This window comes from Gammaproteobacteria bacterium (assembly GCA_035546635.1).
Classification (GTDB): Bacteria; Pseudomonadota; Gammaproteobacteria; order JAURND01; family JAURND01; genus DASZWJ01.
In genome coordinates this window covers 333,397-346,855 of record DASZWJ010000028.1, presented here as the reverse complement: position 1 = coordinate 346,855, position 13,459 = coordinate 333,397, and the positions used below count along the sequence as shown (strand labels likewise).

General features: G+C 39.3%; 17 protein-coding genes. 13 read left to right on the top strand and 4 right to left on the bottom strand.

From position 1 onward, the window contains the following. The 11 genes from VHE99_08340 to VHE99_08290 all read left to right on the top strand — a co-directional run. Positions 1-472, top strand: a 472-nt coding sequence (locus tag VHE99_08340; GenBank protein HVV69020.1) for a hypothetical protein, incomplete at its 5' end; no start/stop codon positions are given. Between the two features lie 21 nt (positions 473-493). Next, positions 494-1,024 (top strand): PAAR domain-containing protein, encoded by a 531-nt coding sequence (locus VHE99_08335; protein HVV69019.1) that lies wholly within the window; start codon positions 494-496, stop codon positions 1,022-1,024. Between the two features lie 9 nt (positions 1,025-1,033). After that, on the top strand, positions 1,034-1,642 hold the full coding sequence (locus VHE99_08330) for a hypothetical protein (protein ID HVV69018.1): 609 nt from the start codon (positions 1,034-1,036) through the stop codon (positions 1,640-1,642). Between the two features lie 97 nt (positions 1,643-1,739). Continuing rightward, a complete protein-coding gene (locus tag VHE99_08325; GenBank protein ID HVV69017.1) occupies positions 1,740-2,327 on the top strand; it encodes a hypothetical protein in 588 nt (195 codons plus the stop codon). Positions 2,328-2,424: 97 nt separating this feature from the next. After that, positions 2,425-3,036 (top strand): hypothetical protein, encoded by a 612-nt coding sequence (locus VHE99_08320; GenBank protein ID HVV69016.1) that lies wholly within the window; start codon positions 2,425-2,427, stop codon positions 3,034-3,036. Between the two features lie 17 nt (positions 3,037-3,053). Continuing rightward, positions 3,054-3,662 (top strand): hypothetical protein, encoded by a 609-nt coding sequence (locus tag VHE99_08315; GenBank protein ID HVV69015.1) that lies wholly within the window; start codon positions 3,054-3,056, stop codon positions 3,660-3,662. Positions 3,663-4,082: 420 nt separating this feature from the next. Next, complete coding sequence (locus VHE99_08310; GenBank protein ID HVV69014.1) at positions 4,083-4,562, top strand: hypothetical protein; 480 nt, start codon at positions 4,083-4,085, stop codon at positions 4,560-4,562. Positions 4,563-4,679: 117 nt separating this feature from the next. After that, on the top strand, positions 4,680-5,048 hold the full coding sequence (locus VHE99_08305; GenBank protein ID HVV69013.1) for a hypothetical protein: 369 nt from the start codon (positions 4,680-4,682) through the stop codon (positions 5,046-5,048). A 20-nt stretch (positions 5,049-5,068) separates the two neighbouring features. After that, on the top strand, positions 5,069-5,443 hold the full coding sequence (locus VHE99_08300; protein HVV69012.1) for a hypothetical protein: 375 nt from the start codon (positions 5,069-5,071) through the stop codon (positions 5,441-5,443). Positions 5,444-5,509: 66 nt separating this feature from the next. Next, on the top strand, positions 5,510-6,157 hold the full coding sequence (locus tag VHE99_08295) for an epoxyqueuosine reductase QueH (protein ID HVV69011.1): 648 nt from the start codon (positions 5,510-5,512) through the stop codon (positions 6,155-6,157). 39 nt (positions 6,158-6,196) lie between these two features. Then, positions 6,197-7,495, top strand: coding sequence for an ATP-grasp domain-containing protein (locus VHE99_08290; GenBank protein HVV69010.1), 1,299 nt, complete (start codon positions 6,197-6,199; stop codon positions 7,493-7,495). 24 nt (positions 7,496-7,519) lie between these two features. Here VHE99_08290 and VHE99_08285 read toward each other — a convergent pair whose 3' ends face one another. Both VHE99_08285 and VHE99_08280 read right to left on the bottom strand, forming a co-directional pair. Then, positions 7,520-8,167, bottom strand: a complete 648-nt coding sequence (locus VHE99_08285; protein HVV69009.1) for a dienelactone hydrolase family protein — start codon at positions 8,165-8,167, stop codon at positions 7,520-7,522. A gap of 15 nt (positions 8,168-8,182) precedes the next feature. Then, the gene (locus tag VHE99_08280; protein HVV69008.1) at positions 8,183-8,836 is read right to left on the bottom strand and encodes a phosphoribosyltransferase family protein; all 654 of its coding nucleotides are present in this window, start codon (positions 8,834-8,836) and stop codon (positions 8,183-8,185) included. A gap of 198 nt (positions 8,837-9,034) precedes the next feature. Between VHE99_08280 and VHE99_08275 the strand changes: the two genes are divergently transcribed. Beyond that, positions 9,035-10,651: a Na+/H+ antiporter gene (locus tag VHE99_08275; GenBank protein ID HVV69007.1), complete on the top strand. Its 1,617-nt coding sequence runs from the start codon at positions 9,035-9,037 to the stop codon at positions 10,649-10,651. 107 nt (positions 10,652-10,758) lie between these two features. Here VHE99_08275 and VHE99_08270 read toward each other — a convergent pair whose 3' ends face one another. Then, positions 10,759-10,884: a hypothetical protein gene (locus VHE99_08270; GenBank protein HVV69006.1), complete on the bottom strand. Its 126-nt coding sequence runs from the start codon at positions 10,882-10,884 to the stop codon at positions 10,759-10,761. A 273-nt stretch (positions 10,885-11,157) separates the two neighbouring features. Continuing rightward, entirely contained in the window at positions 11,158-12,099 is a 942-nt protein-coding gene (locus VHE99_08265; protein HVV69005.1) for an NADP-dependent oxidoreductase, read from the bottom strand. Between the two features lie 157 nt (positions 12,100-12,256). Between VHE99_08265 and VHE99_08260 the strand changes: the two genes are divergently transcribed. Continuing rightward, positions 12,257-13,459 (top strand): multidrug effflux MFS transporter, encoded by a 1,203-nt coding sequence (locus tag VHE99_08260; protein HVV69004.1) that lies wholly within the window; start codon positions 12,257-12,259, stop codon positions 13,457-13,459.

The window sequence follows — 13,459 nt, the reverse complement described above, 5'->3', positions numbered from 1 at the left end:
TGTGACGGTGCAGAACGATCATAAGCACGATACAACCCATAATTCTACTATTACTGTGGGCAACGATCACAGCCACACAACAACCAATAATTCAAGTGTTTCAGTAGGTAATGATTACAGCCATAGCACAGCTAATAATTCTATGATTAATGTGGGCAATGATTATAGCCACAACACTATCAACAATGCCAGATACTGTATAGGTAACGATTATAATCATGAAACCATCCACAATGTCACCTGCACCGTAGGAAATGATTACAGCCATATAACGGAAAACAATTCAATGACCAGCGTAGGAAATAATGCCAGCCAAAATATTAGTCATAATCTAAATATTAATATTGGAAACGCCGGAGTAATGGCAGCAGAACAATCACTGACTCTAAGAGTAGGCGGTAATACACTATTAATCAACACGCAAGGTATCTTTATTAATGGCATGCAAGTAAAAGTAAATGAGCAATCATAACCACATGAACAGGAAAAATTTATGGCTAAATTTCCCGCACGCCAAAACGATCTAGTCAATAACAATTCTCATGGCAATGGATACATAATGAGGACTAGCAATCCTACGGTTACATTCGAAGGCCAACCCGTAGCCTGTAGCGATGATCCCGTAATTTTTGCTGATTCTACCCAAAGCACTATCCTTGAAGGTAATGCTTGCGTGATGGTAAATGGCAAGCGAATAGCGTTATTGGAAGATCAAACTTCGGAGGGAGGCATTATCAACAGTAGCGCCACAACCATTCAAATAGATGAAGGAAAACCATTTGTATTTATTGGATCTAATGTTTCTATTGGGAAAAATGTAAAATTTACATGTGAGCCAAAAGAAACCTATAACCAACATTTTATAATTTATCATGATAAGACTGGGGAGCCGCTATCCAACGTGTTATATCGCATAACAACTCCACAAGGAGTTTTCCAAGGTAATACTGATAACAAAGGACGCACTACAATTGTGAGCAGCGATAATGCCGATGAAATCACTATCGAGATCGTTAAATATTAAGGAAATTATATGACCCAACAATCATCACAAACTCATAAAGGCAAAATGACTCCAATTAGTGATAAAAAAGGAATAGAAATTTTTGCCAAATGTCCAACACCGGATGAAGTGACTATATATTTTACAAAAAAAGAAGATATTCCTAATGTTACAGCTTATTCCTTGCAAATATTGAAAGAAATTTTATCTAAAGCCTGTCTTTCAAGCGCCACAATCAGCAGCGTTATTCGAAGTTCTAAGGGACAGGCAGATGCAATGTATCGCAATATGTCAAATGGCAAAAAAATAAAATATAAGCTTGCAGGACAACAAGTTCAACAGGTGTATTTAGATGAGAAAGAAAGTGGAAAGACACCCGCACAAATACGACAGGCTATGGAGAATAAGATTAATGAATTAGCAAAAAATGGCAAGTTTATTTCCAGACATATCGGACAAACACCGAGTGTGTATAACGTCTTTGATGTAGCACCATCTTCAATATCAAACCCAAAAAAATTTTTATACATTGCTCATCATGATTCCCGAGTAACTAAAGTTCTTGACCCAAAAAATTCGGGTGATCCAGCCTATCATTTCGAGATAGCACAGCCTGCCTCCGACATAAAAAATAAATAAATTTATAGCTGTTCGTCCTATAATTAAATCCTGCTCCAAAATGGGCGCGCGGAGTTATACAAAATATGAGATACTTATGCATTAAAAAAGATAAATTATGAAAAAAATTCTAATTTTACTTTTGTTAATTTTTATCCTTACTTCCAAGACATGCTATGGGCTAAACGTTAATCCTGAAGATCAACATAATTTTGATAAAAGAATTGCAACAAAAAACAGAATTTTTAGAAAAACAGTAGACAAAAGATATTTGAAATTATTAAATCATGAATACAAATACTTTAAAATTTTCAACTACTGCCGAATAGGGTTTACTCACAAAAACCATGATGAATTTGCTATTCAGATTATCAATACTAAAACCAAAGAAATGAAATATGTTTTACTCCTTAATCCGATGGAATATTATAAAACAATAGAATTATCTAGTTACACATTAGAAAATGAAAACACAACAAACTGGATTGAGGAAATACCCGATTTACTTTGTTTCACTAAAAATGCATTGAAAAAAGAAATTAAAGACATTGATAGCACCACAGACGTAATAAGAGATGAGAGCCTGCACCCTATTAATAAATTCGACACTGTTTGCGCTGGAAGTGATTTCTACGATTATTTGTGCTATGCCTATAGCTTAAGTAGAAATAGTATTGTTGCATTGGGCGGTTGGTTAACCCATTAGTCATTACTCTGACATAACCAAAGGAATCAGCCACACAACAAATACCCAAAACACTAAAATGTAAAAAACCAACCTCAAATGAAATCAACATAAGATTATGAACCGATTATCAATAGCAATATTATTCCTTTTATATAGCCTAGGGATAGTTGCGGACAACAGCTACAACTATTCACCCAATATATATTACGGGGATGTCAGCAGTAGCTTTTCACGCATTAACTCAATACAAAATGACAAAATTCCCAACTTCTTATCTGATCTAAACCAAAATAATATCGTTGCTTATAACAATATAAATAGCCAAGCTTTAATAAGTTACTCCCAATATCATAAACAATATAAAATTTATTCATCATGTACAGGAAATTTTTTAAATAGAAATATTCGAGAATTAGATTATGGACTCAGCATTGTTAACCCCCAAACAGGTGAGGTTAGATATGTCATTCTGTTATCTCATAACGGCAAATTCAAAATAATTGATCTACTTGATGCCACATACAAACTAGATTTTAAAAATCCACCCAATTATCAAAACAAACCAGAAGTATTATGTTTTGGGAATAAACATGCCCTAAAAATGCAAGATTATTCCATTTGCGCTGGGTTTGGATATTATACTTATCCGTATAATAGGTTTTATGCTTGTTACAAAGCAATTGCAGGTAAATTTGTCATCAATAATCTAATAAACGCTATCAGCTAAATACTTGGAATACTTTAGTGAAAAAAATAATTCTACATGGTTTTTTTTTCTTATTTATATTTGTACCTACTGTATTTGCAAATGATCCTTCAAGCTGGAACAATTTGCTAAATGCTCTGGAAAAAAATAATGCTATCGCACGAAAATATTTAGAGCCAGATATATTAAAATATTATGATAAAAAATATAGTTCTTATAAAATATATAGCTATTGTCAAGGAAATTTTACAAACTTTAATAGCAACGAGTATCTAATTTGCACAATAAATAAAGATGGTCATTCAATATATCTTTTAGCTCTTGGAAATAAACATATCAATAGAGTCTACAAATTTTCTTCATCACAAATTACCAAATTAATATATGCTAATCAAGAAGCCAACTTCAGTAATGATCCTATCATCGAATGTAAATCTTCGAAATATATGCAATTGATACATCAGGTTACTACTGGAGTTATGGGATTTCATTGGCATCACACCACTACGTTTAATCAATTTGACTCATTTTGCATTTCAAACACAAATTCTGAAAACGATAAATACGGTTATAATTGCTATACCTATAATCCAAAAAATAGAAAATTTTCCATTACATTAGAATCTTTTACCGAAAATATACCCTAAACCACACAAAAATGCTGGAATTTTGTCAACTATGCGGCCAAGGCCAATTGATAAGTTAAAGCCTTCGGCAAATACTCATCTTACAAAAAACCATGATTACAGCCAAAATGCAACCATAATGCCATACAATTTATTGGCAATAATTAGTGACTGGCGCAAAATTCAATAGCAGTGCGTCCGGTAGGAAGCAGGGATCCAGTTAACAAAGAAGTTAAAGTTTCGCTTTCCTGCGGCGTGGATCCCTGCTTCCTGCAGGGACGACGCACTACTTTTGAATTTCGCGCCGGCAACTAATTACATCCAATCTTTAATGAAACATAACTAGAGAGAAAATGTACTATAATAACTATTAAACCATTTATACCCAGATTGGAATCTGGACGAACTGGCTAATTCATTAACATTTTGGTAGGCAGGGATATGAAAACCAAATTGCACCTTCTAAAATCCATCCTCATTACCCTACTGGGCTGTTTGGCAGCTACTTCAATAGCCAACCCTGCACAGGCTGAAATCTGCCCCCTGGTGGAAACCATTGTCTCCAGCAATCCTGATTCCACCGACTATGCTACTTATTTCAGCCCTCAAATGCCTGGCTGGCATTCGCATCATGTGCCCATGGTTGATTTAAGCGATGCCAAATTTGATTCCGTGATGGCTAACAACTATAGGGTAGATTGTGTCTATGACACCCCCGAAGGCTATCTCGTTTTGCATCCCGACGATCATCAAGTGATCGATATTAGCACTGTGATAAATAACGGTAAATGGTACTGCAATGCCTCCCAGTCAGAAAGGTATCCAGATAGAACTGAGGAAGACTGCACCTGCACTGAGTCTATTGATATTTGCGGATTCACGCTATTACCTGCGCCTTATGCCCCCTATCCCTACTCCTAATCCACCTTACTTACCCTACCCCTCTTAAATAGGCGCAGAATGAAAAGCTTCCTAAATTATTGGCTTTTTCAAATATTTATCCTATATTTATAATATATAATTAATGTAGGTATTGTTATGTTAAAAACATTAAATGCTATTTTTATAGCGCTATTATTAAGCATTGGAGTAAGTGGTTGCCAAAAACAAGCAGAAACACAAACCACCCCAACGCCGCCTGAAGCCAGCACAACTGCGCCTGCGCCGTCGGCATCTGCAACGCCAACACCGCCTGCCAGCAGCAGCGCGCCAGCTGAGAAGCCTACCTCGACAACTCCAGCCCATTCTACTTCTAAAGAAGCACCTAAAGTCATAGTGGTGCCGGAACAACAAAAAAATAATACAGTTGGGGAAGCCGCAGCAGTGCATAGAGCGGTGGCTGCTCCGTTGCGTAGAGCGATTGGTGCGGAACGATATATTCAAACGCATCCACCAGAATCTCAATAAACTGACTGGAGGATAAGAAAATGTCTGAAAATCAGAATCCAACACCAATTCAGCAGCCCCAAAAAATGTCTGGTATTGGCAAAGCGCTATGTATCGCCATTGTGCTGATTTTACTATCAGTCATTGGTTCTTACATATTTTTTCCTTTACTGGGGATTGCTGTAGTTATCAGCACTGGCGCATGGGGATTAATCATACTGACCATCGCTATATTCACGATTGCTGTGCTGTTATTCTTTGTTATTCCTGGGATTTTAGTATTTTTAATTAGTTCTTTTGCTTTTGTCTGGGTAGTTTTGGCTATAGTACTATTTCCCATATTATTCCCAATTATCATGCCGGTATTTATTCTGTTATTATTCTTAGCTTATATTCTCAGACAGAAAAAATCCTGAGCGAAGCCCAGGATAACGACAGCTGGACAACGCAGCTATAATACTCAACAGTAGGACGAGAGAAATATGCCCCAACTCCCACAATTACAATTACCTGAAAATGCCTCAAAACTATTGTTACACTCCTGCTGCGCCCCCTGCTCCGGCGAAGTCATGGAACGCCTGCTGGAAAGCGGCATTCACTACACCATTTTTTTCTACAATCCCAACATTCACCCATTAAAAGAATATGAAATTCGCAAAAATGAGAATATCCGTTTTGCAAAAAAACATGGCATTGACTTTGTAGATGGTGATTACGACCGCGATGCTTGGTTCGAACGCGCCAAAGGCATGGAAAATGAACCTGAACGGGGAATCCGCTGTACCATGTGTTTTGATATGCGCTTTGAACGTACTGCGCTTTATGCTTTTGAACATGGTTTTCAGGTTTTTACCAGTTCCTTAGGCATTTCCCGCTGGAAAAACATGGAACAAATTAATGGCTGCGGAGAACGTGCAGCAGCCCACTATCCAGACATGATATACTGGACTTTTAATTGGCGTAAAGATGGCGGCTCACAACGCATGATAGAGATATCTAAGCGTGAGGAATTTTATCAGCAAGAATATTGTGGTTGTGTCTATTCATTACGAGATACCAATCGCTGGCGTATGCAAAATGGACGTCAACGTATTAAAATTGGTGTACAATATTACACTAAAAACGATTAGTTTTTAGTAAACAACATCTAATACTGGAAAATACATGTCATGGAACGACATAAAAAACCCAAAAAAAATGTTTTAGTCGTCTGCACTACTTGTCGTGATCGCCGCGAGCTGCAAACTGACACTTTTCAACAGCACTACAATATCCACTTCCAAAATTATGACGACAGCATTTTGGATCGCATATTGTGCAAATGCCTTACCAATATGCCACAAGCATTTGTACCCGCTGATGATCTCAATCACCTATTAGATTTCTGTAAAAAAAATGCCATCGATGGTTTATTTAGCACGGATGATTATCCTGGCAGCATCTACGCCAGCATCCTTGCCCACCGCCTTGGATTACCCGGACCCACCCCACAAAGTGTACTGACCTGTCAACATAAATATTATAGCCGCATCGCTCAAAAGCACATCGTACCTGAAGCCACCCCTGATTTTCAGTTGATAGATCCACAGAAATTTTCCCAATCAACATTTAATCTACCCTTCCCTGCTTTCATAAAACCCGTCAAATCGTATTTTTCTATCATGGCAGAAAAAATTCTTGATAAAACACAGCTTGAAAAAAACATAACGCAATTATTACCACCGGATTTATTTTTGCAGCAACTCAACTGGTTTTTACGCAATTATTCTGATTTTGATTTAAGCGGGAATTATCTGATAGCAGAAAATCTATTAACCGGATGGCAGGTTACCTTGGAAGGGTTTGTCTATAACAAGCAAGTGATTATCATGGGCATTATAGATTCTATTATGTATCCAGGCACTTATAGTTTTGAACGTTTTGTCTATCCTTCACAATTGCCGCAATCTGCACAACAATCCATGATGGAGATAGCAAAACGCTTTATCTTGGGAATCGATTTGGATAATACATTTTTTAACATCGAATTCATGTACAACCCTGAAGATGGCACGCAACACATTATCGAAGTGAATCCTCGCATTTGCTCTCAGTTTGCCGATTTGTATGAAAAAGTAGATGGTTATAATAGCTATCAAGCATTAGTGGAATTAGCGCTAGGACAAAGACCCGAGATAAAACACCGCCAAGGAAAATTTAATATTGCAGCAAGCTTTGTATTACGCCGCTTTAATAATAAACTAGCCGCCAAAGTACCCACCGAGCAAGATTTTTTTACTTTTCATCACACCTTTCCAGAGGGACGTTTTGAAATGCATTTACAAAAAGGACAGTATTTAGATGCCATTATGCAGGACGGCAAAAGTTATCGTTATGGGTTAATACATTTGGGCGCAAGTGATGAACAGGAATTATTTGCCAAATTTGAAGCAAGTAAAAAACTTTTGCCGTTTGAATTTACGGATTAATAAAAACTATTTTTATAGCTTTGATTACTCAGAAAAATACTTAAGAAACCAGGCTGCCGTTAACTCTGAAACTTTTTCCAAAGTTCCAGGTTCCTCGAACAGATGGGTTGCTCCTGGCACTATCTCCATTTTCCTGACTCCAGATAACGCTGAATAAGCCTGCTGATTTAATTCAATGACACCAAAATCGTTACCACCCACTATTAAAAGTGTAGGAGCCATTACCCGCGGTAATTCATCCAATGCCAAATCTGGTCGGCCACCCCTTGATACAACTGCCGAAATATTCACCTCTTGGCTGGCTGCTACTTTCAATGCTGCAGCAGCGCCGGTGCTTGCTCCGAATAAGCCGATCGGCAAGAATTGCGCTGACTTTTGTGTTTTAAGCCATAACACAATGGCCAGTAATCTTTCCGTTAAAAGTTCAATATCAAAGCGTGTCGCATAGACTTCATCTTCTTCTGCGGTCAATAAATCGATCAGCAAAGTGCCAAGACCGGCTGTTCGCAATACACTAGCCACATAATTATTGCGTGGCGATAAGCGGCTGCTACCGCTACCATGTGCAAATACCACTAAACCTTTGGCATCTTTGGGCAGAGATAGCATACCCTCCAAAATAACATCCTCCAGCTGAATTTCTATTAATTTTTCTGGAATTTCAATATGCATAGTGACCTCAAAGAATTATTGTTGGCTTGATTCTTTTGCGTATTGATCGAGCAAAGCGATCACCTCTTCATCTTCGACTTGAGCAAAGTCACTGTAATAAGCACCTACTGCGCCCAAGTAACTAAAATCCTGAGGAATATCCAACGCCACTATCTCACCCGCTTCTTTTTTTATTAAATCAGCTGTCGATTTAGGCGCCACCGGCACTGCAACAATAATTTTTTTACACTGGCGATGTTTTAATTCCTGAATGCCTAAACGCATGGTGGTACCTGTGGCAATGCCATCATCTACTAAAATAGCAATTTTTCCCTGAACGGGAATTTCTGGCCGGTTTTTTAGATAGTGCTCCCTTCTACGTTTAGCTTCCCTACGTTGGCTTGCCACTTCCGCAGCCAGCCAATGTGGGTCAACCGCCTGTAGCTCTTCTTTTGAACCTAACATATGTCCATCTTCAGCTACTGCCGCGATGGCATATTCCGGCTGATAGGGGTGGCCGATTTTACGGCTAATAATCAGGTCAAGGGGGGCATGCAATAAACGAGCGATTTCGACTGCTGTCACCACTCCGCCTCGGGGGATGGCATAGACAACAACTGGCTGATCTTGATATTTTTTCAGGGCTTGCGCCAGCAATTGCCCTGCTTCACTACGATCCTTGAAGTGCATGGATTTATCCTTAATATAACATCATATAACATCTTTAATGGATTCATACGGTGTTGTGACGCAGGAGAAACTAACCTTATGCATCCGCCGGTAAAAAATCATAGCTCCTCGTAAAAAAGTAAATAAACTTTAGTCAAAACAGACGACCCCCATATATTTACGTTATACTATAAGCCCAGAATGTAATCATATACCTTTATGAGCCATCTTGAAGTCTATATTGTTTTATTTGCATTAATCATCAGCGTTGGCATGCTATTTGGCAAATCCTCTATACCTTTGCCATTATTACTAGTGATCGCCGGTATGCTGATAGCTCTCCTACCTGGACTACCTGAGGTACAACTTGATCCCGAGCTGATTCTGAATATTTTCCTACCATTATTAATTTTTGAGATCAGCACTTTCACGTCCTGGAGAGATGTTAAAAAAAATCTTCGTCCCATTGCGATGCTCTCGGTTGGCCATGTGGTATTTATCACCCTCCTAGTAGCCATTATAGTACATTCGTTTATCCCAGGATTTAACTGGCCTATGGCGTTTCTTTTAGGGGCTATTGTATCACCCCCGGATGACGTGGCCTTAGTTTCGATAGCAGAGCAAGTTGACCTGCCACAACGCATTATTACGATTTTAAAAGGTGAAGGCATGTTAAACGATGCGGCAGCCTTAACGCTTTTCCGTTTTTCACTGGCAGCAATTTTCACCCATCAATTCTCATTGGTAAGCGCTGTATCTTCGTTTTTTATCATCATCGTTGCTGAAACAGTTTATGGGTTTGTGTTAGGACACCTGATTGGCAAATTAAGTTTAAAAATTAACAATCCCATTTTGCAGATCATGTTATCTCTGTTGACGCCATTTTTAGCTTATTTACCGGCACAACGCTTAGGGGGAAGTGGTGTACTAGCAACGGTAGTGACTGGACTAATCATTGGCCATAAATATATGGAGCGCTTTCAACCTGAAGTGAGGATTATCGGACATTCAGTATGGGTTATGTTGAGTTTTGCATTGCAGAGTATTTTGTTTTTATTGGTAGGGCTGGATCTAGATACTATTTGGGATCATATTTCATTTTTACCGATAAATTCCTTAGTACTTTATAGTTTAGCCCTTATTGTGACGGTAATTATTGGCCGTTTTTTATGGGTATACCCTGCTACCTACCTCTCACGTTTAATACCCAGCATTCGCAAGAAAGACCCTCTTCCACCTTGGCAATATCCCTTTATTGTTTCCTGGCTGGGTATGCGCGGTGGGATTTCACTCGCCGCTGCCTTGGCAGTGCCTTATCTAGCCAACATAGTTCACCAAAAACACCCACGTGATCTGATTGTTTTTCTGGTATTCACAGTGATTATGGCAACCCTCATTTTACAAGGACTAGCGGCTCCCTTTATAATCAGGAGGTTAGGTATTCATGCTCATGTAAAACACGAGAAATACCAGGAGCACTTAGCAGAATTATCCGCACGCGCGGAAATAGCTAAAGCCGTCCTGCATTGGCTTTCGGAATACAAAAAATTGGTTACAGGGGACAAGCAGTTGTTAGAAGAAGTCAAGTTTCGCATGAAAGAATATAAGGCGTTGAAAATACAGATGGAGCAAAGTATAAAAGATCATGGCGACAGTCATGCCGCTAACCATAATGAAGAAATTGAGCTAAGAGACACGATATTCCTTTCGGAGAAGATTGTTGAAGTGGAGCGGACAGAGCTGGCGCGCCTCTGGCATGAGAAGAAGATTACCCATTCCTTGAAAAATAAATTAATGCGGCAGTTAGACCATCGGTCTAAGCATTTGATGGATTAAATATTTTGTTCTTTCCTTTTCCCACCAGTCAGGTAATCCCCTCTCCCTAACCCTCTCCCGCAAGCGGGAGAGGGGACTATCTGTTTTGCGGGAAAAGTAGGTAACCACTAATCCGTTTGCACATCCGATTCATCTTGCGGCTGAGGCTTCGTATCAGCCGACCCACAACCCAAAGCACTACCCATAACCAATGTCGCTACCAATATTACTGAAGAAAGCTTGAACGTATTCATGATATCACCCGAAGTTTACATCTTAACTTATTGTTTTTTGCGCAAATACACACGCAGCTAATGAACATATAAAATTACAGCCGAATTCTGCCAGTATTCTATCGCTGAGTCAAAAATAATTGTGTATTTTCCGAGCAGCTCCCTTGAGAAACAGGAAATTTTGAAGAAATAACTTGAGAATATATTAATAAACACATGAAAAAAAAGAAAAACCTTCATCCACGCCAACATTTAGAAAGCTGGCGAGGATAAAAGCCCGAAGATTGCTGCAAATTACTTCTTAACCTGAACCACAACTTTACCCCGGCTGTGGTTATTCTTTAAATGGGTAAGCGCTGCTGCAGTCTGTTCCAGAGGGAAAGTTTTATCAATCACCACCTTGATAATACCTTTATCCACTAAACCCGCCAGTTTAGACAAATCTTCTTTATTCACTTTAGTGGTTTGAATAACGGAATTAACACCAAATTGTTGTTCCAGCTCAGTGCGCGGCTGCTCAATAGAAGAAACAATAATCCCGCCTTTTTTCAATACCTTGAATGATTTGGCATACGTATCACCACCCACTACATCATAAACCGCATCATAATTATTCAGCAATTTTTCAAAAGCCTGCTTTTTGTAATCAATGATTTCATCCGCACCCAACTCTTTAACAAACTGCGCATCTTCCGTGCTGGCTGTAGCCGCCACATAAGCTCCCAAATGTTTAGCAAGTAATATAGCAAAAATGCCAATACCACCCGCACCACCGTGGATCAGGATTTTTTTACCCTTAGAAATACCAATATGATCGACCAAAGCTTGCCAAGCGCTGATTCCAGCCAATGGTAATGCAGCAGCAGAAGTCGCATTAACACTGGTAGGTTTATGTGCAACATTTTTTGCATCCACCACCACATATTCAGCAAATGACCCTGCCCCACCTTTTAACAAACTGGCCTGACCATACACTTCATCACCGGCCTCAAATCCAGTGACATTATCACCCACGGCATCTACCACACCGGAGAAATCAAGTCCAATAGTCGCTGGAAATCTTAAAGGCACTGCCTGCTGTAAGCGGCCTTCACAGATTTTTACATCAACAGGATTGACGCCAGCGGAATGCACTTCTATTAAGAGCTGGCCTGGGGCAACGGTGGGCTTTGGAGCGTCGTTAATTATTTTGAGTGTTTCTGGGGAACCATAATTACTAATTTGTACTGCTTTCATAAATTTCCTCCTTGAAATTTTGTTGTTCCATCCTGGAACTGTTTTACATTTATTTGCTTGGTCACATGGAATACCAAGTAGAAATATCATATCATATATGCACAGTCTTAAGCCATAAAATCTATAAAAAGTGCCCAGCATTTACCAAGGATACCCATTGGAAACTACACAAAAAAACATACTGTACTATGCAAGCTTACTCATAGGTGCTTGGTTATTAGGATTAGCGGGAGAATCCATTTATGCGCCTGCTATGCCCTCTATCGCTACCAGTCTTGGCACCTCAGATGCACTCATCAAACTGACAGTTACTTTTTTCATATTTGGCAAAACCATTAGCATGTTTATCTGCAGCCCCATCGCCGAGGCATTTGCACGCAGACAGTTTCTATTATTTGGGTTATCGCTTTTTATCTTAGGCGGTTTGATCTGCACCTTCAGTCCTGATATTCATATCCTGTTAACCGGACGCTTAATTCAAGGCTTAGGCGTAAGCATCACTATTTTGATGGGGCGCGCCATTGTCAATGACCGTTTTGAAAACCGTTATGCAGCGCAAGTGTTCAGCTATATTTTCACTGGTAATGCTATTGGGATTTTTATTCTACCTATTCTCGGCGGTTATTTGGCGACCTTTCTAAGCTGGCGTTGGATCTTTTTTATTCTGACTTGCTATGGCGCTATCGTGTTTATTTTATTATGGTGGTCGCTACCGAAAAAAAACTTTCAGTTTTCACTTGAAGCGCTTAAACCATCGGTCATTTTTAATAATTACAAAACCATTACGAGAAATGCACCCTTTTGGGGATTTTTACTCTGCGTGGCGTTTATGATGGCGGGCGAAAAAGCCTATACCACCACAGCCGCGTTTTTATTTATCAAAAATATCGGACTGAGTCGAGTAGAGTTTGGTTATCTTAATGCTGCAATGTGGGCAGCGCATTTATCTGGTACCCTGGTAGCGGGTTGGTTGGCATTTAAATGGGGAATAGATCGCGTACTGGCCATTGGTATTTTGTTAATTTCTATTTCCAGCTTAGTGATGTTAAGTGCCGGTTTTACCGGCTGGGATAATATTATCGTCTTTGGCGCTGCCATGCTGATTTATATGCTAAGCACAGGTTTAGTCATTGTCCCCGCAGCGGTAGGCATAGTCCGTCCCTTTCCCAAGTTGATTGGTTTTGCTACTGCATTCGCTATGGCCATGGAATTCGCCATCGCTTCCGTCATCAGCTATCTGATTAGTCAACACTCATCAACCGTCACACCGATTGAGCGCGTGGTTGGCACCATGGGGTTATTAACATTGTTGGCATGGGTTTTATTGCTGAGAAAAACTTATTTGTTGCATAAGGAATAA